General features: G+C 70.8%; 19 protein-coding genes. 11 read left to right on the forward strand and 8 right to left on the reverse strand.

The annotated features are described in order from the left end of the window. Nucleotides 1–52 precede the first annotated feature (52 nt). The 6 genes from FHR38_RS14760 (at nt 53) to FHR38_RS14785 (ending at nt 6,797) form a co-directional block, all read left to right on the forward strand. Nucleotides 53–682 carry a hypothetical protein gene (locus FHR38_RS14760; protein ID WP_184535214.1) on the forward strand — a complete coding sequence of 210 codons (630 nt, stop codon included), beginning with the start codon at nt 53–55 and terminating at the stop codon, nt 680–682. Nucleotides 683–788: 106 nt separating this feature from the next. Next, nucleotides 789–1,493 carry an alpha/beta fold hydrolase gene (locus FHR38_RS14765; RefSeq protein WP_184535215.1) on the forward strand — a complete coding sequence of 235 codons (705 nt, stop codon included), beginning with the start codon at nt 789–791 and terminating at the stop codon, nt 1,491–1,493. Nucleotides 1,494–1,578: 85 nt separating this feature from the next. After that, nucleotides 1,579–2,790, forward strand: a complete 1,212-nt coding sequence (locus tag FHR38_RS14770) for an RNA-guided endonuclease InsQ/TnpB family protein (RefSeq protein WP_184535216.1) — start codon at nt 1,579–1,581, stop codon at nt 2,788–2,790. Next, on the forward strand, nt 2,688–3,965 hold the full coding sequence (locus FHR38_RS14775; RefSeq protein WP_376771480.1) for an alpha/beta fold hydrolase: 1,278 nt from the start codon (nt 2,688–2,690) through the stop codon (nt 3,963–3,965). Before FHR38_RS14770 ends, FHR38_RS14775 begins: the two co-directional genes overlap by 103 nt. Before the next feature lie 154 nt (nt 3,966–4,119). Then, nucleotides 4,120–5,388, forward strand: a complete 1,269-nt coding sequence (locus FHR38_RS14780; protein WP_184535218.1) for a sensor histidine kinase — start codon at nt 4,120–4,122, stop codon at nt 5,386–5,388. A gap of 344 nt (nt 5,389–5,732) precedes the next feature. Beyond that, nucleotides 5,733–6,797 (forward strand): S8 family serine peptidase, encoded by a 1,065-nt coding sequence (locus tag FHR38_RS14785; protein WP_221449025.1) that lies wholly within the window; start codon nt 5,733–5,735, stop codon nt 6,795–6,797. Nucleotides 6,798–6,805: 8 nt separating this feature from the next. Here the strand turns inward: FHR38_RS14785 and FHR38_RS14790 are convergent, their stop codons facing one another. The 8 genes from FHR38_RS14790 to eccCa all read right to left on the reverse strand — a co-directional run bounded on the left by FHR38_RS14790 (nt 6,806) and on the right by eccCa (nt 15,480). Next, complete coding sequence (locus tag FHR38_RS14790) at nt 6,806–7,024, reverse strand: hypothetical protein (RefSeq protein ID WP_184535220.1); 219 nt, start codon at nt 7,022–7,024, stop codon at nt 6,806–6,808. Between the two features lie 118 nt (nt 7,025–7,142). Then, a complete protein-coding gene (locus FHR38_RS14795; RefSeq protein WP_184535221.1) occupies nt 7,143–7,547 on the reverse strand; it encodes a hypothetical protein in 405 nt (134 codons plus the stop codon). Next, on the reverse strand, nt 7,544–8,869 hold the full coding sequence (locus tag FHR38_RS14800; RefSeq protein WP_184535222.1) for an alpha/beta hydrolase: 1,326 nt from the start codon (nt 8,867–8,869) through the stop codon (nt 7,544–7,546). Before FHR38_RS14800 ends, FHR38_RS14795 begins: the two co-directional genes overlap by 4 nt. Further along, nucleotides 8,866–10,140, reverse strand: coding sequence for a WXG100 family type VII secretion target (locus tag FHR38_RS14805; protein WP_184535223.1), 1,275 nt, complete (start codon nt 10,138–10,140; stop codon nt 8,866–8,868). Before FHR38_RS14805 ends, FHR38_RS14800 begins: the two co-directional genes overlap by 4 nt. Before the next feature lie 4 nt (nt 10,141–10,144). Next, entirely contained in the window at nt 10,145–10,468 is a 324-nt protein-coding gene (locus tag FHR38_RS14810) for a DUF2563 family protein (RefSeq protein ID WP_184535224.1), read from the reverse strand. 166 nt (nt 10,469–10,634) lie between these two features. Continuing rightward, nucleotides 10,635–10,937, reverse strand: coding sequence for a WXG100 family type VII secretion target (locus FHR38_RS14815; RefSeq protein WP_184535225.1), 303 nt, complete (start codon nt 10,935–10,937; stop codon nt 10,635–10,637). A 24-nt stretch (nt 10,938–10,961) separates the two neighbouring features. Continuing rightward, on the reverse strand, nt 10,962–11,318 hold the full coding sequence (locus FHR38_RS14820; RefSeq protein WP_221449026.1) for a WXG100 family type VII secretion target: 357 nt from the start codon (nt 11,316–11,318) through the stop codon (nt 10,962–10,964). A gap of 178 nt (nt 11,319–11,496) precedes the next feature. Beyond that, entirely contained in the window at nt 11,497–15,480 is a 3,984-nt protein-coding gene (gene eccCa / locus FHR38_RS14825; protein ID WP_184535226.1) for a type VII secretion protein EccCa, read from the reverse strand. 219 nt (nt 15,481–15,699) lie between these two features. On the opposite strand from eccCa, the gene FHR38_RS14830 reads away from it, so the two are divergent. The 5 genes from FHR38_RS14830 to eccD all read left to right on the forward strand — a co-directional run bounded on the left by FHR38_RS14830 (nt 15,700) and on the right by eccD (nt 21,796). Continuing rightward, on the forward strand, nt 15,700–16,476 hold the full coding sequence (locus FHR38_RS14830) for a WXG100 family type VII secretion target (protein ID WP_221449027.1): 777 nt from the start codon (nt 15,700–15,702) through the stop codon (nt 16,474–16,476). Nucleotides 16,477–16,610: 134 nt separating this feature from the next. Continuing rightward, the gene (locus FHR38_RS14835; RefSeq protein ID WP_184535227.1) at nt 16,611–17,693 is read left to right on the forward strand and encodes a hypothetical protein; all 1,083 of its coding nucleotides are present in this window, start codon (nt 16,611–16,613) and stop codon (nt 17,691–17,693) included. 1 nt (nt 17,694) lies between these two features. Beyond that, entirely contained in the window at nt 17,695–20,103 is a 2,409-nt protein-coding gene (locus tag FHR38_RS14840; protein WP_184535228.1) for a WXG100 family type VII secretion target, read from the forward strand. 17 nt (nt 20,104–20,120) lie between these two features. After that, nucleotides 20,121–20,420, forward strand: a complete 300-nt coding sequence (locus FHR38_RS14845) for a YbaB/EbfC family nucleoid-associated protein (RefSeq protein WP_184535229.1) — start codon at nt 20,121–20,123, stop codon at nt 20,418–20,420. Beyond that, nucleotides 20,420–21,796, forward strand: a complete 1,377-nt coding sequence (gene eccD / locus FHR38_RS14850) for a type VII secretion integral membrane protein EccD (protein WP_184535230.1) — start codon at nt 20,420–20,422, stop codon at nt 21,794–21,796. The genes FHR38_RS14845 and eccD overlap by 1 nt, the downstream gene beginning before the upstream one ends. The last annotated feature ends 65 nt before the right edge of the window (nt 21,797–21,861 follow it).

The raw sequence follows: 21,861 nt of genomic DNA on the forward strand, positions 1-21,861 counted from the left end.
CGTCCGCGATCGACGGATTGGTCGACGTCGTTCCGCTCGTAGCGTCGAGCACATGTTTCTTATCTTGGGTCCGGCGCTCAATCTGCTCGCCGGCTTCTTCTGGGAGAGCGACCGGCAGGGGGTCACCGCCGGTACGCTCATCGTGCTCTCCACCGGTCTCTGGCTCATCGGCCTGCTCGGGCTCTACGACCGGCTACGGCCGCTCGCGCCGAGGTTCGTGGCGGTGGCCGTACCGCTGGCGGTCTTCGCCACCGTCGGTGGGCTCGCCTTCGGGTTCCAGAGCATCTACGAGGGGATGTTCGACGTCTCGCATGCCGCGGCGGTCGAGCAGCTCAACCACTATCCGTTCACCGCCAACTCGCTGTACTGGCTGGCCGGTCCGATGTTTCCGCTGACGCTGTTCCTGCTGGGGGCGATGCTGCTCAAGCTGCGGGCTGCGCCGCTGCCGGTCAGTGTGCTGATGATGTTGGGGGCAGTGGCGTTCCCGCTGAGTCGGATCACCCGGGAGCCGACCATCGCGCACGTGGCGGACGTACTGCTGTTGCTGCCATTCCTCTACCTGGCGGTGCGGTCGCGGTTTCCCAGCCGTCCCGCCGCCGAGGCAGCCAAGGCAACCGAATTATCCGAATCGGACGCGGGACGTAGGGGTCTCCCCCTATTGCGTCGATCTGCACCGAAGTAGAGGTGTCGGGGACGGCTGCGACCTGAGCAGGATGTGATCATCGCCGATGGATGGCAGGGTTTGGGTAACGGTCAGGTCGCTGACCGTAATCTGAAGGGAGCCTCTGTTGGCGATACCAAGTCGTACGCGACTGGCAGCGTTCGCCAGTGCGACCGTACTGGGAGTGGGGGCGGTGTGGGGCGGTGCGCCGGCCGCCTCCGCTGCCCCCACCGAGCCGGGACCGGCTGCTGTCACCACCGAGCCGGGACCGGTTGCCGCCCCCACCGCGCCCGGCCTGGACGAGCGGACCGCGGCCCGGATCGACTGGCAGCCCTGTGCCGACGCGCCCGGGGTGCAGTGTGGATCGATCACCGTACCGATCGACTGGAACGATCCGGGCAGGGGCGGCGTGGACATCGCGCTGGCCCGCCGGCCGGCCACCGACCCGGGCCGCCGGATCGGTGCGCTGCTGATCAACCCGGGTGGGCCGGGCGGCTCCGGGGTGGACGTCATCAAGCAGGACTCGATGCTCTCCGCCGACGTGCAGCGGCAGTTCGACATCATCGGGTTCGACCCGCGTGGCGTCGGCGCGAGCAACCCGATCCTCTGCCCGGCCGTACCGGCGCTGCCGCCGCCGGCCGAGTTCCCGACCACGCCGGCGACCTTCGCGGCCCTGAAGACGTTCAACCGGGCGTACGCCCAGGACTGCCGCCGGTTGACCGGACCACTCTTCGACCACGTGGACACGCTCAGCGTCATCAGATTCCTCCGTGGATACTGCGGCCTTCAGGCCGGAGAGGAAGCGGACTCCTGCGGAGCAGGTCAGGGGTAGCCGATTCGCCGTCGAGGCGAAGTCGGCGTCTACCCACACCCTGTCCGCAAAATCTGTCACAAACAAGTGCGCTAACATGTGAGGCATGTCCACGCGTGTCGTGAAGCGGGCCTTCAAGTTCCGCTTCCACCCGATCCGGGAGCAGGCCGACCTGCTGAACCGGACGTTCGGTTGCGTGCGCAAGGTCTACAACCTGACCCTGGAGGCCCGCACCACTGCCTGGTACCAGCGGCAGGAGCGGGTCAACTACAACGCCACCAGCGCCCTGCTGACCGCCTGGAAGAAGACCGAGGAGCTGGCGTTCCTGAACGAGGTGTCCTCGGTCCCGCTCCAGCAGTGCCTGCGGCACCTCCAAGGCGCGTTCGCCGCGTTCTGGGAGAAGCGGGCCAGGTACCCGCGCTTCAAGTCCAAGCACAAGTCCCGGGCCTCGGCCGAGTTCACCCCATCCGCCTTCCGCTGGAACAACGGCGAGCTGACCCTGGCCAAGATGACCGACCCGCTGGACATCGTCTGGTCGAGGCCGCTGCCCGAAGGGCAGTCGCCGTCCACGGTGACGGTGTCCCGCGACTCGGCTGGCCGCTGGTTCGTGTCCCTGCTCTGCCAGGACACGATCGAGCCCGGCCTGGCCACCACGGCGGCCGTCGGCATCGACGCCGGACTCGAGCACCTGATCACCCTGTCCACCGGGGAGAAGATCGCCAACCCCCGCCATGAACGCGCCGACCGGCTCCGGCTGGCCCGGGCCCAGCGGGAACTGGCCCGCAAGGACAAGGGCTCCAGGAACCGGGCCAAGGCCCGGCTCAAGGTCGCCCGTGTCCACGCCCGGATCGCCGACCGCCGCCGTGACCACCTGCACAAGCTGAGCACCCGACTCGTGCGTGAGAACCAAACGCTCGTGATCGAGGACCTGACCGTGCGCAACATGCTCGGCAACCACACCCTGGCCCGCGCCATCAGCGACGCGGCCTGGACCACCTTCCGTGAACTGCTCACCTACAAGGCCGACTGGTACAGCCGGGACCTGGTCGTGATCGACCGCTGGTACCCGTCGTCCAAGGTCTGCTCGGCCTGCGGGCACCTCACGGAGAAGATGCCGCTCAACGTCCGGTCGTGGACCTGCCCCTGCGGGGCCGTTCACGACCGCGACGTCAACGCGGCCCGCAACATCTTGGCCGCCGGGCTGGCGGTGTCCGCCTGTGGAGCTGGCGTAAGACCTCAACGGGGGAACCTCCGTTCGGGGCAGCAGGCCGTGAAGCAGGAAACCCGGCGGGCGACCGCCGGAATCCCCGCCCTTTAGGGCAGGGAGATGTCAACCAGGACATGGACGCGATCCGGGCGGCCCTCGGCGAGCGGAAGTTGAACTACTACGGCGTCTCGTACGGCACGCTGATCGGCCAGCAGTACGCCCAGCGGTACCCGAACCGGATCCGGACCATGGTGCTGGACAGCAACATGGACCACAGCATCACCACGGCCTGGCGGTTCATGCGGACCGAGGCGACCGGCGTCGAGGAGAGCTTCGACGAGTTCGTCGCCTGGTGCCAGCGCTCGACCGAGTGCGCGCTGCACGGCCAGGACGTACGGAAGGTCTTCCGGGAGCTGCGTGCCAAGGTCGAGCGGGGCGAGGTGGTCTTCCCCGGCACGGACATCACCCTCACCCCGATCCTCTTCCTGCGGGTCGTGATGGGCATGCTGTACGGACCCGAGTGGCACGACCTGGCCCAACTGCTCGTCGTGCTGCGCGACGGCGACCCGGTGCCGGCCGGCCTCGCCAGCTCGATCTCGGGGCTGGTACCGACCACCGGCTCGGCCGGTACGGTGACGCTGCCCGCCGCCCCGGTCCGGATCGCCGGCGAGGCGGCGATACCCGACCCGACGATGATCATTTGTCAGGACTGGCGGCTGCCGGTGCGCAGCGCGGCCGAACTGGCCATCTATCGGCAGGGGCTGCGGCTGGTCGCACCGGACATGACCCTCTCGCCGCTGGGCTGGCTGGTCCCGGTCGCCTGTGCCGGGCTGGCGGACCTGCACCGCAACCCGCAGGCCCCGCTGCGCTTCACCGGATCACCATCGATCCTGATGCTGACCAGCCGGTACGACCCGTCCACCCCGTACGAGTGGACGATGACCGCAGCCCAGCAGAGTGGTGTACGGGTGCTGCACTACGACGGGTGGGGGCACGGCGTCTACTTCAAGGGCAGCGCCTGCTCGATTACGGCGACGGACAACTACCTGATCACCACGCGACTACCGGCGGCGGGCACGTACTGCCCGGCGGTGGAGCCGACCGCCGGAGCGTCACGTCGTGGCCCGGTGGCACCGCCGACCATTCGCTTGTGGAGATGGTTTTCCGAAAGTGATTCGGAGCTGATCGCTGACGCGGCTGGGCCCGGGACAACTGTCCCGGGCCCAGCCGTTCAGTGTCGGCATTCCCCTCGCCAGCTGCGCAGTTGGATACCAGTGGGTAACTAGCAAATTTACGTTGATCTCCTCTTGCCGCGCTTCTTTCCGTCCGGAAAACTGAGGCTCGTCTCCTCTTTCGGGTCGATGGCGACGAGCGGCCCGTGGTGCGGACGAAGGGGCTGATCGAGGTGCGCACTGGGCCGGCGCGGCGGAGAAGAAATCGATGACGGCCGGTAGCGTCGGTGCGACGAGCACCATGTTCGCGATGCTGACCCGGGGGGCCGTCGCGGGCTTTTGGCGGATGACCCGTCGACCCCTGTTTGCCCGGCGACGGCAAGTTGTCGAGGCCGGACCATCCTGGACCGCCGCCTGCGCCACCATCCACCGGCAGGCGTTCCGCAGCCTACTTCTCGGGGCCCTGGCCTTCCGGGTTCTCGTGTTGCTGGCGCTGCCCATCCCGATCGCCGCCCGGGGCGGGGCGGAGACGCTGGTCTGGCTGTTGCCGGGCGGCGCGTTGCTGCTCGTCGCCAACGTCGGTGCCCTCGCCACGGCATACCGTTACCAGACCATCGATTTCGGCCGGATTCGCGGCATCGTGCTCGTCGACCTCCTCCTGGCGTACGCGGTCAGCCTCCTGATCAGCGCGACGACGTCGTACCCGGAGTTGTTCGTGGCGTACCTGGCCGGCGCGGTGGCCCTGATGACCGGGGCGTACGGCCTGCTCGGCGGGCTGGCCGCCGCGCTGCTCTCCGTACCGGTCCAGCTGGCCGGACCGGCGCTGGGGGCGAGTGTCGGCGGGGCGACCGTCACCGGGCGGTTCCTGTGGCTCGGCCTGGCCGCCGTGGTGGCGGTGGCGGCCCTGGTGGTCTGTGGCCTCAGCGTCCACCGGGCGATGCTCTACGGCTTGCGGGCCGGTCGGGACGCCGAGCGGGCCCGGATGCTGCGTGCCCTGCACGACACGGTGCTTCAGACCCTGGAGGCCATCGCCCTACAGAGCGCGGCGGACGAGACCGAACCCCGGGCGGCCCTGGCCGAGCTGCGCGGCGCCGCCCGGGTCCAGGCTGGCCGACTGCGCCGGATGCTCACCGAGGGCGGCGGTACGGACGACACCACCTTTTTCGGGGCGCTGGCCGAGCTGTCGGAGGAGTTCGCCGTCCAGGGATTCCGGGTCGAGCTGGCAGTGGCGGCCGGGGCTGGCAATCGGTTGCCCCGCGTCGGCCGGGAGGCGCTGCTCGCCGCGGTCCGGGAGGCGCTCGGCAACGTGGCCAAGCACGCCGGGGTGGGCGACGCGGTGGTTCGCGTCGTCGAGGACCGGGGCGGCCTGGTCGTGGTGGTACGCGACCACGGGCGCGGCTTCGACGTGACCACCTGCCGGCGGGGGTACGGCCTGCGGGAATCCATCACTGCCCGACTGCGCGATGTCGGTGGTGAGGGAACCGTCGAGTCCCGGCCCGGCCGGGGCACCCGGATCACCCTGCGAGTGCCCGCGTGATCCGGCTGCCTGCCGGCAGGGGTCGGGCTGCCGGCGTGGGGCGGTCGTCTGCTGGCCTGGGGCGGTCGTCTGACGGCGGAGGTCGGCCTCGGCCGGGTAGTGGCGCGGGCCTCCGCCCGGGGCCGCTCGTCGCGGCGCTCGGCTGTGTCGGCGTACTGGCCTGGACCTCGCTGACTGCCGCACAGGCAGCAGAGGCAGCACCGGCGGCACAGGCGGCACAGGCAGTTTCGGCGCCCGCACAGGCAGCACAGGCAGTTTCCGCGCCTGCGCAGGCAGCACAGGCCGTCGCGGCATCGTCGTTGTCGGCAGCCGGTGTACTGGACGGCTGCACCAGACCGGTCGGGGTGCACACGACCGGCACCCCCTGGGCGGTGGAACTACTCGGTCCCCAGCGGGTCTGGCCGTTGACCACCGGACGTGGCGTACGGGTGGCCGTGCTCGGCACCGGGGTCGACGCGGACAACGCCCAGTTTGGCCCCGACCAGGTCGAGACCGGCACGGATGTGCTGGCCGGACAGCGTGGGGCCACCGACGACTGCGACGGTCGGGGCACCTTTGCCGCCGGTCTGATCGCCGCTCAGCCGAACGACCAGACGACCATGGTCGGGCTCGCCCCCGGGGTGACCGTGCTGCCGGTGCGCTACACGCAGGCCACCCGACAGGGCAATGGCGCCGTCGACCCGGATCGGCTGGCTGCCGCCATCGACGCCGCGGTCACCGCCCGCGCCAAGGTCATCTGCGTGGTGGTGCCGGCCACCGCCGACAGCCCGGCCCTGCGTACCGCCGTTACTGAGGCACTCGACGCCGACGTCGTGGTGGTGTCGCCGGCCGCACCGGGGGCCCAGAGCCGGGGCGGCATCAGCTATCCCACCGCACTGCCCGGCGTGTTGGCGGTCGGTGCGTTCGGGCCAGACGGCGCGGCGGTCTCCCCCGAGTCCGGGGAGCACATTCGGGTGGCCGCCCCCGGCCGTGGCCTGGTCAGCCTGGCCGCCGGCACGAACAGGCTCGGCCACACCCCGGTGGTCGACGACCCGGCGTACGCGGCGGCGTACGTGGCCGGCACGGTAGCGCTGGTCCGGGCGTACCGACCGGGGCTGCCCGCCACCGAGGTGGTGGCCCGCATCGAGGCGACCGCCGACCGGGTGGCGGTCGCCGGTCGACATCCACAACTCGGCTGGGGCATGGTGAATCCGTATCGGGCGGTCACCGCCGAGGGGATCGGTAGTACGCCGCCCAGCGGCAGCGCCGGTCCGGAGATGATCGCGGCGGCTCGTCCCGCTCCGGATGACGGCACGGAAGGGCTCGTCGTACCCCTGGTGCTGGCGGGGCTCGGTGTGGCCGTGGCGACTGGCATCGGCACCGTGGTGGTACGCCGGGGCCGGGCCAGGGGATGGCACCCCGGCCCATAGGCCGTGCCTTATTGCTGCCAGACGATGCCTGTGCCGTATGCCTGAATGTAATGGCCGGCCGTGGCGGCGCTGCGGAACACATGCTTGTTGCCAACAAATCGAAGGCCGACGACGGCGTGGAAGCCATTGTGTAACGCCGCGTTCATGATGTCCTGATAGGCCTCGGCGACCGAGGGCTGCGGGTGTGAGCAGACAATTCCGCTGTGCACCACGGTGCGGTCCGCCATGTGGGGAATGCTGTCAGTCGTAGACATTGACAGGAAAGGCTGACTCACATCAGCGAGGATACCTGATGGCGACCCTTGAGCTACCCGACGAAATTGTCGGCAACACCCGGCAGCCGGCTCAATTTCCGTCCGCGGTCGGTACGCAGGCGGTGGCACCGCCGACGACCACGTCGCCGGTGCCGTCCCGGGCGATGTGCACGCCGAGGTTGGCCCCGTCTCGCTGGAACTGGTAGGCCACCTCGGTCTCGCTGCTGCGGTCGGTGCTGTGCCAGCCCTCCGCCGTCAACTCCGGCACCACTTCGGTGAGGAGGATGCCGATCGCCTCCGGTGTGGTGGCCACCCGCAGGTTGTATTCCCACCGGACCGACTCGCTCGGTGTGCCGGCCGGTCGGAACATGTCGCAGTCCAGTTGCTCGTCGCGGCTGATCCGGGGCTCGCCGAACCGGGCCGCGATGCCGTCCAGCATCGTACGCAGAGGTGCCGCGACAGCGGCCAACGGTGCGAAGTCGATGGGTGTGGTCACGGCGTCGACCGTACCGGCACCACCGCGCCACCCGTGAAGACGTTGTAGATGTTCCACCATGCGTCGGAGTGGTAGATCAGCACGTCGGAGTGGGCGGCCTTGCCCTCCAGCGGCCGGCCGTCGGGATAGTTGCCGGTCTCCAACCGGACCACCCCGGGAAACTCGTCCGGATCGGCACCATGACCCCAGTTGCCGATGTTCACGTCCCGCACCCAGGCGATCGGGTCGCCGGGCGCGGTCATCGAATAGCGCTGCACGTCCTGGTGGACCGGGCGCAGGTCCGCCGGCCCGCCCACGTCGTGCCCCATGCCGGCTGACTCGATGTGCAGCACCCGGTTGGCGTCCAGCCCGAACTGCTCGGCGGTGCCGACGACCGCGCCGCCGTACGAATGGCCGGCGTAGGTGACCTGCACCCCGTTACCGGCGGCAGCCGAGCCGGCGATCTCCGTACGTAGCTCCTGGGAGAACTCGGCGAGCCGGGGCCCGAGATCGTCGGCGTAGCGCGCCGACGGTGCCTGCGGAAACAGGTTGGACGGCAGGTCACCGTCCATCCACAGGACGACCGCCAGGTCCCGCTTCGGGGCCGCGTCCACGAACCCGGCCATCGTGTCGTGGTAGCGCTCCAGGGTGGCCAGCTCGGAGTACGTCCCGGGGACGAAGACCGCCACGTTGCGGGTGTGGGGCCCGATGTCACCGACCAACTCGACCATCGAGCCGTCGCCCGACGGATCGAACGACAGGATCTTGCGGTGTTCGGCGAGGATGTTCTCGTACAACTCGATGCGAGCCTGCGACTTCTCGATGTCCTGCTTCAGGAAGCGTTCTTCCTGGTAGTCCCGGTGAAACGGTGGGCCGTCCAATTCCTCCTTGAGCTGGGCCAGCCGCTGCCGTTCGGCGTCCAGCGCGGTGCTGACCGCCTGCCGGTTCGCGGCGATCCGGTTGGCGAACGGGGTGGAACCGGCCGGTGCGGCACCACCACGTCCACCCTGGGCCGGGTCGGCGGCACCACCGAGCAGGCTCAGGAAACTCTGGCTGACCCGGGTGTCACCCTGTCGGTAGTTGGCGACCGAGGCGGTCACCCCGGCGGCCAACCGGCGCGTACCGGTGACCGCCGTCTCCAGTTCGGTGGTGCTGGTCTGGAGGCTGCTGCCGTGGGCGTGCATCGCCTGCTGGGACTGGGGCAGTCGGCCGAACGCCTCGGCGGCGACGGGCGGTGTGCCGATCCGGGCCCGTACGTTGCTCAACTGGTCCGCGCCGCTGTTCAGTTCGGTGGCGGCGGTGTCGAGGGCGGCCGGGACCGCCCGGTATCCGGTGGCGGTCATGCCCATGGCCGTTGGTTGTTGGCGTGCTGGGTCGGGTCGAGGTCCTCGCCGATCACCGCCGGGGTGACCAGGGACTGCTCACCCCAGACGTCCTCGGTCTCGATCAGCCAGGGCGGAATTCGGCGACCACCGGCGGCGTCCCCCGCCCCCATCGGCGCGAACGGCATGGCCGGCATGAAACCTCCGGCCATTCCCTTCGCGCCGACCGCCGCCGCGGCTCCGGCGGCACCAGCGAGGCCGTTCACCACCGGGGCACCGGACTGCCCATTGAGCATCTGGTTGCCGACCGGGGTCCTGTCGGGATCGCCGCCACCGCCGATGCCACCGATACCTCCACCTCCGCCACCGCCGAGCCCACCGCTACCACCACTGGCGAGCGGGGTGGTGCCGGTGCCGGGGGGATCGGTCTTCTTGCCACCCGGCTTGCTGCCGGGCAGCAGCCGGGGCAGCATGCCGGTGAACCGGCCGCCGAGCGCGGCCGAGGCGGCGGCGATACCGGCGGTGAACATCGCACTGAACAGCGGCGGGCTGGGAGCGGGGTTGGGCTGCGTCGGCCCGGTCGGTGGTGTGCCGTCGGGCGGGGGAGCCACACCCGGCTGGGGCACGACCGGGACGGGTGGTGAGACCGGGGCCGGGTCGTTCGCCGGGGGTGCGGTGGTGGGCCGGCTGGCGGCGGTCGGCGCGATCGGCATGGTGTCCTCGGCCACCGTGTAGTGCCCGGCCAGCGTGGTCATGACCTGGACGGCCTGCTGGTGGGCGGCGCTGGCTGCGGCCTGTGCCTGTTGTTGGGCCTTGACCTGGTTGATGGCGTCGGACTGCTGTCTCTGGAGTGCGTCGACTGTCGACGGCGGGGTGTCGGCCGGCAGGACGAGTGGTGTCGTCGCGGCGGCGATGACCGACGGAGCGAGGTCGGGTACGGACTGTGGGGCGGGCATCGCCTTACGGGCGGTGTCGAGCGCCTCGGCCGAGGTGTAGGTCAGGTCGCGGATCGCGTACGCGGTGTCGGCGACCCGGCGGATGCCGGAGGTCAGGTCTTTGATCATCGTTTGGTACTGGCGGGCCGCACTGCCGTCCCACCACTGCTCGAACTCGCGGAGCTGACGCTCGACGTCACCGGCCCGGTCATGCAGCGCGTTTCCGGCCGCCTCCCAGCCCCGTGCCGCCGAAACCACCGTCTCCGGTTTGCTGGCGTAGAGCATCCGGACGAGTTCCGGGTGGCTGTGCTGACTGAAGTCGCTGCGGACCCGGCCGCCCCGCTGGTTGCCCGGCATCGTCTCAGCCCTTTCCGTGGCCGCGGAAGGAGGTGGCCACGCCGAAGTCGTACTCGGCGTAGCCGTCGGCGATCATGTGGGTCACGTCGTTGGCGAACGCGATGGCTTCCCGCACCGTGTGCAGCAGCTCGTGCATCTGTTCGACCGCCGTCCGATGCCGGTCGCTCAGTGAGGACGCCTCGACGAAGTCGCCGAGCAGCATCGGCTGTACGCGCAGCAGGCCGAGACTGTCGGTCGGCTTACGCATCGCCTCCAGCTGGGTCTCCAGCTCCCGGGCGAACTCTTGCAGCGATTCCAGGTGGACCCGGAACGACTCCTCTTGGGACATCGGCGCGCTCTCCTGTCTCGGCGCTCGTCGGCAAGACCCTCATCAGGCTGATCCGGATCGGCGACCGATGGGTCACCGGTTCCGTTCTGCGACGGCCGCTCCGGTGGTCTGGCCGGCGATGGCGCGGGTGGGTCCCCCCTAGGCCCCCGCGCCATCGCCGATCAGTTCAGCCGAAGTAGCTGGCGTTACGGTTCTCCAGCGCCAACTGCACGTCGTGCGCCTCGTTCACCTTGCCGGAGAACTGACCGATGATCGTGATGATCTCGTTCAGCGCAGCGCGCAGCCGGGTTTCGGACTGCTCGGCGGCCTGACCGGCGGAGCTGCCGGAGGCGTACCAGGTTTCCTTGATCGGACCCAGGCTGGTGTGCAGCTGCTCCATGTGGCCGGTCAGCGACTGGGCTTTCACGTGCAGCGAGTCGGCGGCGGCACGAAGCCCCGCGAACTCGACGTTGATGACATCGCCGTTCATCTCAGATCACCCCATCCGGGCAGGTCAGGCCGGCCCACCGGCGAGACGGTTGAGTACGGAGCTGCCCTCGCCGACGGCGCCCGCGAGGCCCTTGAGGGAGTCGGCGACGGTCCAGTCGCCGGTGTCGTAGTTGCGGAAGCTCTGGTTGACCAAACCGGACATGGTCTCCAGTTCACGGGCCGCGACCCGCATGCTCTCCTGCAGTCGGTTCTGCAACTGCCAGAACGCGGTCGCCTGGTTGCCGGCGTACCGGCTCAGCACCGAGACGAGTTCGCTCTCCAGCTCGGTCATGGTCCGCGCCGCGTTCGTAGCGGCCTCGTCGAACCCGCTGACCGCTCGCGTCATCGCAGCGGCATCGCTCTTGAATCCGGGACTGGCCACGTCGGGTCACCTCCTTCAGGCGGAGTGGCGCGCCGGCTCGCGGCGCCGTACACGCTGGGGATGTTAGGTAGGTGTGACCCTTTGTTAGTACGGCACAACTACCGGCCGGGGACACGGCACTATTACCCACACGACCGACACGCGGGTGCCCACTCGGCCCATCAGACACCCGTAGGAATCAGGTGGAACCATCACCGGACCAGGCGATCTGGACCAGCGACACCCCGGTACGCCGGTTCACCAACTGGCCCCGGCCGGGCGGCTGCACGCTGGGCTTGACGTCCGCCAGCAGTGCCCCCTCGTCCCGGGGACCGGAGAGCAACAGGCCGGGCGTACCGAGGTCACGTAGCCGTTGCATCCCCGGCTCGTAGAGGGCCCGGCTCGCGCCACCCGTACGGCGGGTTACCACCAGGTGCAGGCCGACGTCCTTGGCCTGCGGCAGGAACTCCAGCAACGGGGCGAGCGGATTACGGGTCGGCGTCACCACCAGGTCGTAGTCGTCGACGAGGACGAACAGCTCCGGCCCGGTCCACCAGCTCCGGTCGCGCAACTGCACGGCGGTCAGCTCGGGGCCGGGCATCCGCTGCTGGATTCCCTGCGCGGCCTCGGCGATGAGCTGGGTGAGCACCGGCTCGCTGCCGGCGTAACCGAGCAGGTGGGGACCGGTGATCGCGTCCAGCAGCCCGCGCCGGTAGTCGCCGATGATGATGGCGGCATCGGCCACCGAATAGCGGGCGGCGATCTGCTGGGCCAGCACCCGCAGCAGGTTGGTCTTGCCGGACTCGACGTCCCCGAAGGCGATGAAGTGCGGGTCGGCGTCGAAGTCCAGATAGCTCGGGCCGAGGTCCGCCTCGGCCAAGCCGACCGGGACGCGCCGGTCGGCGCGGGCCTGGCCGTCGGCTGGTACCGGTGCCGGCAGGTCGGTGACCGGCACCAGCCGGGGTAGCAGCCGTACCTGCGGGGCTCGCGCCCCCCGCCAGGCGGCGTCCACCTGTTTGACCAGGTCCGCCGCACCGGCTGGCAGGTCGGCCACCGAGTTGCCCGCGTCGATCCGGGGCAGGGCCCCGAGGAAGTGCAGCTTCTCGCTGGTCAGGCCGCGCCCGGGGGAGCGTGTTGGCACGCTGGCGGCGGCCCGCCGGTCGTACGCAGAGTCGGCCGGGTCACCGAGCCGCAGTTCGATGTGGGTGCCGATCAGGTCCCGCAGCGCGGGGCGGATCTCCATCGCCCGGTTGGCGGAGAGTACGACGTGGATGCCGAACCCGAGCCCCCGGGCGGCCAGCGTGGTGACCGTCTCGTCCAGCGGCTCGAACTCCTGCCGCAGCGTCATCCAGCCGTCGATAACCAGGAACACGTCACCGAAGGCACGCCCGTCGGCGGTCGGTGGCGGCTGCCGTCGGAAGGTGGCCATCGAGTCGATCCGGTGCTCCGCGAACAGCTTCTCCCGCTCGGCGAGGAGCGCGGTCAGCTCGGCGACGATCCGGCGTACCTTCTCGGTGTCCATTCGGGTGGCGTAGCCACTGACGTGTGGCAGCCCGGCCACGGTTGCCAGCCCGCCACCACCGAAGTCGAGCACGAAGAACTGCAGCTCGGCGGGGGTGTGGGTGAGGGCGAGGGCAGAAACCAGGGTACGCAGCAGCGTGCTCTTGCCGCTCTGCGGACCGCCGAGCACCAGGGCGTGCCCGGCCGCGCCGGAAAGTTCCGCCCAGAACAGGTCCCGACGCTGCTCGTACGGCTTGTCCACGATGGCCAGTGGCACGGTGAGCTGGCCGTTGCCGGCCCAGCCGACCGGGCAGAAGCCACGCTCCGGGTCGAGGCCGAGCGGGGGCAGCAGTTGGTCGAGGCTGGGTGGCTCGGCCAGCGGCGGCAGCCAGATCTGGTGGGCGGCGGGGCCGTGCCCGAGCAGCCGACCGACCATCGCGTCCAGCACTGTCATCCCGACCGATCCCGGGGCCGCTTTCCGGTCGTCGACGGTCGTGGCGGTCGCGATTGCACCCGCCTCCGCCTCGGTCAGCTCCAGCGGAGCCAGCCGGTACGGCAGGATGCGCCGCTCGTAGGGCACCTCCGCCTCGGTGCCGGGGGCCTGCTCGGGTGGGAGTTCTCCGGAGACGTACGCGGCCTTGAAGCGTTGCAGGGTGGTGGTGTCGTGCTTCAGGTAGGCCGAGCCGGGCACCGAGGGCAGCTCGTACGCGTCGGGCACCCCGAGCACCGCCCGGCTCTCCGAGGCGGAGAAGGTACGCAGCCCGATCCGGTAGCTGAGGTGACTGTCCAGGCCGCGCAGTCGCCCCTCCTCCAGCCGCTGCGACGCGAGCATCAGGTGGATGCCGAGGCTGCGACCGAGCCGGCCGATCATCACGAACAGGTCGATGAACTCCGGTCGGCTGGAGAGCAGTTCACTGAACTCGTCGATGATCACCAGTAGGGAGGGCAGCGGACGCAGCGGGGCACCGTCGGCGCGGGCCCGCTCGTAGTCGCGTACCGAGGCGTAGTTGCCGGCGGCCCGGAGCAGTTCCTGCCGGCGTACGGTCTCGCCGCGCAGCGCGTCACCCATCCGGTCGACCAGGGTCAGGTCGGCGGCGAGGTTGGTGATCACCGCACAGGTGTGCGGCAGGTCGGTCATGCCGGCGAAGGTCGCCCCGCCCTTGAAGTCGATCAGCGCGAGGTTCAACGTCTCCGAGGAGTGGGTCGCCGCCAGGCCGGTGACCAGGGTGCGCAGCAGTTCACTCTTGCCGGAGCCGGTCGCCCCGATGACCAGCCCGTGTGGACCCATGCCGCCCTCGGCGGACTCCTTGAGGTCGAGGTCGACCGGGCGGCCGTCTGGGTCCACGCCGATCGGGATGCGCAGCCGGTCGCGGGGGGCGCGGGGGCACCAGGTGACGGCGGTGTCGAGGTGCCGAGGGTCGCCGATACCGAGCAGGTCGGAGAGGCCGAAGGTGCCGGCGAGGGGCTGGTCGGTGCGGATGGGTGATCCGGTGTGCAGCGCGGTGAGCTGCCGGGCGACCACCTCGGCACCGGCCACGCTGAGCTGGTCGGGTTCACCGACCAGGGCCACCCCGTCGGTCGTACGCATGCCGAGGTGCCCCTGGGCGAGGACCAGGTCGAGGACGCCCGCACCGTCGCTCGGTGCGCCGCCGATCTCCAGCACGGTGGTGCCGGCCAGCCCACCGGCTGGGACCAACCCCGCGTCGGGGTGGGTGGCCCCGCCGTCGACCAGGATCAGCAGGTGCGGAGCGTCGGGGCGGGCACCGGGCCGGAACGTGCCCCGGGTGCCCGGCTCGGCAGGGTCGTCGGCGAGCAGTGCGGCCAGCCCGGCCAGGGTGGGTGCGGCGAGCCGGGTGGGGCCGCTCGGGTCGGTCCGGCCCGGGTGCATGGCGTGTGGCAGCCACTTCAGCCAGTCCCAGGTGTCCTGCCGGTCGGGTGCGACACAGACGGCGATCCGCAGGTCGTCCGGGGAGTGGAAGGTGACCAGGTGGGCCAGCATGGCCCGGACGAGGTGCAGCCCGATCGGCCGGTCGCCGGCCAGGGTGATCCGGCGGAACGAGCGCAGCGAGACCGCCACCGGCAGGTCGGCGACGGTGGCATAGGTGCGGATGAAGTGCCGTAGCGAGGTGGAGGCGACCGGGTCGAGGTCCTCCAGTGGCGCGGTCTGCGGGGCGCGCAGCGCCGTGGCCAGCCGCTGCGGCCCGACGCCGACGCGTACCCGGCCGAAGTCCGGATCGGTGCGGCCCCGTTCCCACAGCCGGTCGGTGCCGGCGTACGACCACAGGTCGGCCGGTTCGGGTAGCGCGGCGAGGGCAGCCTCCCGTTGCCGTACCGCCACCTCCCGGACCTGACCACGTAGGCCGCCGAGGTAGCGCAGGTAGTCGCGCCGCTCGTCGTTGATCTGCGCTTTCTTCGAGGCACCGCCCCGGGACACCGCCATGATCAGCATTCCCACCATGACGCTGATGTAGAGCGCGCCGAACACCCAGGTCATCGCGCCACCAGAACGTCCGATATAGACGAACGACATGGCGCCCATGCCCAACATCATCGGCAGCATGAACATCATCTGCATGCCGCCCTGACCGGAACCTCGGGGCAGCGCCGGAGGTGCCTGGAGCATGATCTCGCCCTGGGGCGGCTCGGGCAGCGCGACCCGGCGGCGGAACATGTCGATCGACATCCGGCCTCCTCGGCAGGGGGATCCGATCACCGGGACATCGGCAGACTTCCCGGTGACTCGTGGTCACTTCGACAGGGCGGCTAGTGGGTAGTTTTGCCGTACAGAGCGCCGCGCGCACCAACCTACGATGACCCGCAACCATCCGGAAACCGTGCGGACGCAGGGAAATCACCCTCGCCGCCACGGCTGGTCCGCGTGATCGGCGGAAAGGTGCGGGCGATGACGACAGGGGCTTCCTACCACGTACGGCCGGATGCCGTACGCGGAGTTGTCGGCAACGTGGTCGGCCTCCTGCTCCAGACCTACAGCACGGTGATGGAGCTGGAGGCGCTGACCCTGGCACCCACGAAGTTTGCCAGGATCGGCTCACCGGTCGCCTCGGCGAACATCGCGATGCAGGGCCAACTCGTCGGCACCATGCGGACCCTGCTGCAGCTGTTGCAGGAGGTCAACGACCTGGTACACCGCAGCGCGAACGACTACGAGGCGGCCGACCGGGCGGTCGCGACGGCGCTGGGCGGAAACCTGGGCAGCGACCTCGGCGGACACCCACCGAGCGGCGGCCAGCCGGCCGGCACGGCCCTGGCCGGATACGCCATCAACGACAGTGCCGGGGCCGCCGGTGAACCCGGATCGGTCGGCAACGTGCTCGACTACCTGACCCGGGCCCGGCTCGGTGACCTGGCCAGCCGGCCCCTGACCGACGTCACCTTCGGCAACGCCGGCGACTTCGCCGACTGGCTGGACCGCAGCCCCACCAACCAGGAGCGGGTCGGCCTGCTCGCCGTCTACTCCGGCAGCGGACGGGACGTCTCCGGCGTGGTGAACACCGGAGACGTGGTGGTCGTGCAGCCGTACGTCGGTGACTCCGGGCCGGTGATCGGCGTGGCCGGCGCGAACGGACAGCTCTACAACCACGGTGCGGTCGGCGAGGCCGCCCAGTTCGGGCGGGTACGGGTCTATCGGCCGATGACCGACGCGACCCCGCTGTGGTGACCCCGTCGTGCTGACCGACGTGCCGCCCCCAGCGGCCAGCGCGCCGCCGCCCCCAGCGGCCAGCGCGCCGCCGCCCCCAGCGACCAGCGCGCCGCCACCCGCAGTGACCGACGTGATGCCGAGAGAGGTGCGTCGTGTTTAACATCCCCAACTCAGGCGCGATGGACGCCGCAGCCAGCGGCCGTGGCCCCAGCACCGTCGCCCTGCCCTCGATCGTCGGCGGCGACCCGGCGGCGATCCTGGCCCACGCGGCGGCGCTCACCGCCCGGGCGGCCCGCCTGGTCAGCCTGCTCGCCGACCTGGAGCGCGCCCGCGAGCAGCTACGCGAGGTGTGGTCGGCCGGTGCCGCCAGTGATTCGGTGGTCCAGAAACTCACCAAGTCGTTCGCCAGCTTCCAGAAGATCATCGAAACCGTGTACGCCGGCATCCGCGAACTGGAGGGCTCCGCCGCGCAGATCACCACGGCCCAGGCCGCGTACCGGGCGGTGGTGAGCGCGATCAACCCGACGGTGGCGGCGTTGATGTCCAACCCGTACACCCGGGCGGCCGGGCGGGCGCTGGCGGTCAGCACCACGGGCATCCTGAAGGCGTTCCTGACCGGCATCGGGGGCATCCTCACCGCCATCGGCGCGACCAACATCGGTCAGATCCTCACCGGCCTGGCCACCATCGTCACCCAGGTCGAGCAGCTATTTTCCAAGAACAACGACGCCGGACGGTCGACCGCCGCGACGGTCCCGACCGGGATCGCGAACACCGCCATCACCGCCCCGCCGCAGATCGGCGGCGTCGCCACCAGCACCGGGCAGACGGCACTGGGTGGCGGCTATCCCCTCGGTCAGACGATGCCCAATTTCACCGGCTCCGGCTATCCGACCACCGGATCGCTCACCAACTACCTGCCGCCGGCGCTTGGCGGCACCGACCAGTGGGTAGCGGTCGACCGGGGGCAGTCCACGCTGCCCGGGGCCATCCCCGTACCCACCGCCCCCGTCCCGGCAGCCCCGGCTGACGTCACTCCGGCACCGTCCACGGGTGGCCGGGACAGCGACGACGACGTCACCATCACCGCCAGCAAGGGCGACCTGAAGGTCACCGTCGAGGTGCCGGTCGACACCGGCCGGGCCTTCGACATCGAGGTCTCCGCCAGCTCCGGCGGGCAGACCGTCGAGGCGGACGTCAGCGTCGACGCCGACGGCTCGGTCAAGGTGAGCTGACGTGACCACCACCGTCCCGCTCTCCGGTCGCCTCGTCCTGGATCTCTCCGGCGCGCTGTCCGGGCTGCTCAACCGGTACGTCCAGGTGCTCAGCGAGTACCGCCGGCAGATGACCGGCGACCCGGCCGGACTGTGCGCGGTGGCCCAGTCCTATCGGACGCTCGCCGACCAGGCCGCCGGTGTCTGCACCGACCTGCACCGGCACCGCACCCAGCTCGCCCACCACTGGTCGGGCGCGGCCTACGACGCGTACGGCACCGCGACCGGTCGGGTCACCGCCGGGCTGGACGGCAGCGAGGCCCGGCTGCGCCGGCACGCCACCGCCTTGGAGAACGCAGCCGGCGCGCTCCGATCGGCGGCGACCGGTGCCGATTCGGTCCTCGCCCAGTTCCGGGCCGTCGCCGGAGTGCTCATCGCCTACGCGCGGGCGGTGCCGCAGAACCAGATGGCCGCCCTGGTCCGCCAGGCCCGCCAACTCGGCGAGCAGGCGATCAGCGCCATCCGGGGGATCCACGACACCCTCGCCGCCGCGCTGGTCCGGGTCGCCGCCGAACTGGGCGCACCCGGCACCGCCCAGGCCACCCCGGCCCAGCTGACCGCCTCGGCCACCCAGGGTCGGGCCGCCGCCATGGCCGTACGAGCGGCGTTGGCCGGGGATGCCTCGCCGGAGCGGTTCCGGCAGGCCATGGCCGAACTCGGGGCGGTCACCGAGCGGCTGCGCACCAGCCAGCCGCCGTCGGCCGCCGACAAGGCGTACCTGACGGCGTTCTACGGCGAGCTCGGCGAGCGGACCTTCGACCTGCCCGGCTACCTCAACGCCGACGAACACCGATTCAACACCAGCCTCTTCGGACTCTTCGGGGAGACCGCGCCCGGCTTCGCCACCGCCGACCGGCAGGCAATGATGACCACCGTCGGCAACGGCATCCTGAGCCTGTCCCAGCACCCGGCGGACCTGCCGCCCGCCGTACGGGACCTGGTGTTCTCCTCCGCCGCCACGGAGACCAACATCGGCACCGACTCGTGGGGGTTCACCCGGGAGATGTCCGGCGGTGCGAACGGACCGCTGACCGGGGTGTTCGGCGGGACGGTCTACACCAACCGGCTCGACGTGCCGCGTTTCGCACAGTGGGAGGCACTGTCCCAGCTCACCCAGGCCGCCGACCGGAACATGGTCGCCGGTACGGAATTCTCCACCGCGATGACCCGCCGGGTCGGCGAGATCGCCGACGTCACCCAGCGGCTCGACGACATCTCCCGACTGAAGCCCACCGACCCCGGCTACTACGTGTCGACCAACGACGCCGTGCTGTGGGACAAGCCACGGGTGGACACGACGTTGACCTCGATGCTCGACGTGTCCACCCGTAACCACGTCGCCAACGCCGCACTGGTTGGCGACTCCGCCACGCTGAGCCACCTCAGCGGCTTCGCGTGGGCGGATGATGGCCGCGCCGCGGGCCGGGTCATCGACTGGATCGGCTCCGGGACCGCCGATCCTGCCGAACACGACCTGGCCCGCGGCGCGTACGTCGACCTCACCCAGACGATGACCGACCCGTCGTCGTACGAGCGGATGCTGGCCGGGATGCGGGAGAACCCGCACCTGTCCGAGGCGATCGCCCGCGCCACCGTGCCCAACCTCGACCTGTACGCCCAGCCCCTCGACGGACTGGACACCGACACCCGGGCCGACCGGATCGGCGGCACCGACGCCCGGCACATGCTGATGCTGGCCGAAACCACCCAGAACGGCCGCGACCAGATCAACGCGGGTGCCGACCTCTACAAGGAATACCTGCTCCGGCAGGCCGACGCCGGGACGATCCCGATGGAACAGGCCGGGCGGTACGCCGGCAACGTCGACGGGTTGACCAACGCGGCGGCGGCCAACGCCATCTGGCACGCCAACGTCTCAGACGCCGAGCAGGCCACCAAGGTGGCGCAGGAGGCGTACACCCGGCAGATGGCCATCGCCAACGCGGTCAAGGACGTGGCCGGCTTCGGTGCGGGCACGATCCCGCAGGTCGGCTCGTTCGCCGGCTTCGCGGTCGGCCAGGCCGGCAACCTGATCACCGGAGCCATGCAGGCACCGCCTGCGGTGCATCCGGTCGGTCTGCCGACCGACGTCTTCCACCATCCACAGTTCACCGGGAACGGGGCCGTCTACACGGCCGCCAGCGACCTGGCCGGCTACGAGTTGCGCACCGGCGGCAACGCGCCGGACGTACCGGTCGGGTCGATGCACGGCACAGCCGCCGAGGAAGCCGTACGGTGGGCTCGCGCCGATGCCGGGCGGGCCGACTACCTGGACGCCTACAACACCGCAGCGCACTACGTGTACCTGGAGAACCTGGCCACCCAGACACGTGAGTCGATCCAGTACGACGTGCAGGGGCGGCGGCCGTAGAACCGGAGGTAGCAGGCATGGAACCGGCGATCGAGGAACTGATGGCCCAGGTGCGCGAGCAGCAGCAGCGCATTGAGGACATCCAGCGTTCCGTCGAGACGATGGAAATCACCGGATACGCCGGCAACGGTGACGTGACCGTGAAGCTGAAGGGCGACGGCCGGTTCACCGACGTGTCGATCGACCCGCAGGTGCTGCGCCGCTACGACGCGCAGACCCTCGGTCAACTGGTGCTGGAGGCGGTCAACGACGGGCTGGCCAAGTTGGCCGCCGCGAGTGAGGCGAAGTACGCGCCGCTGCTGGCCGAGGCCGAGTAGTGCCCACCACGATCGCGCCCCGGCGGGTGACGGTGGTGGCACCGCATTCCCGGTTGGACGTGTCGTTGCCGGTGCAGAGCACCGTGGCGGAACTGGTGCCGCAACTCGTCCGGCTGCTGAGTGTCGAGACCGACCGGGCCGGCGGTGCCGGCTGGGAGTTGCACCGACTCGGTGCCCCGCCACTGGACAGTGCCGTGACGGTGACCGGTGCCGGGCTGCGCGACGGTGAGGTGCTCTATCTGAGCAGTGTGGACCGACGGGCCACCCCGATGCTCTTCGACGACGTGGTGGACGCGATCGCCAGCGCCGCCGCCGACCGGCCCGGTGTCTGGCGGGGTACGGTGTCCCGCCGGGTCGGTGGGGCGGTGGCCTGCCTGGCCTTCGCCGCCGTGGCAGTGGCGGTGGGCTTCAGTGGGCTGCCCGCCGGCACGGTGGCGATCCTTGCCGGAGCCCTGGCCCTGGCTCTGCTTATCGCCGGCGGGGCACTGTCCCGGGCGTACGGTGACCGGGGGCTCGGCGCGGTCGTGGCCGCCGGTGGCGTACCCGCCGCCCTGGTCGGTGGCCTGGCGGTACTCGCCGGTGACGGGCAGGCCGCGCTGGCAGTGACGGCCGGACGGCTGGCGCTGGCCGGCACCGCCGCCACCGTCTACGCCGCGCTCGCCGCCGTGGTCGTGGCCGAGCAGCGGTTCGCGGCGGTCGCCGTCGCCGCTGCGGTCGGTGGCATCGCGGCCTTCACCGCCCTGCTCACCGGGGCGGCACCGGCCTCGGTGGCGGCGATCGTCTGCTGTGCCGCCGTGATGGCCAGTCCGGCGCTGCCGATGCTCGCGCTGCGGCTCGGCCGGCTTCCCCTGCCCAGTGTCCCGACCGATGTGGCAGCGTTCCGCCGGGACGAGACGCCGACGTTGGGCCCGGAGATGGTCGGCGGTACCGAGGCCGCCGAGCGGATCCTCACCAGCCTGCTCTGCGCGCTCGCAGTCATCGTGGCCTGCTGCGCCGGGGTGCTGCTGACCACCGACGACCGGTGGTCGTGGGCATTGTCCGGCCTGGTCGGCGCGGCCCTGCTGCTGCGGTCGCGCGCCTATGTCGGGGTGGGTCAGCGGGCGGCGTTGCTGCTGGCCGGGGCGGTTGCCGTGCTCGGTACCGCTGCCCGGATCGGGCTCGTCGGGGATTCGGGCACCCGCCTGCTGCTGGCCGGACTGATCGGGCTGGTGGGGGCGGTGTGCGCCACGTACGCCGTCCGCGCCCCGGCCGGCACGCCATCGCCGTACTGGGGGCGGCTGCTCGACGTGGTGGAGTTCCTGGCGCTGGTCAGCCTGGTCCCGGTGGCCGGTGCGGTGCTGGACGTCTACGGCGCGGTACGCGCATGGGGTGGTTGAGTCAACTGCGGGCCGGCCGGGGAGGTCAGTTGCTGCCTGGCCGGGGGCTACCGGCGAGGACCAGC

The organism is Micromonospora polyrhachis, from assembly GCF_014203835.1.
GTDB lineage: Bacteria > Actinomycetota > Actinomycetes > Mycobacteriales > Micromonosporaceae > Micromonospora_H > Micromonospora_H polyrhachis.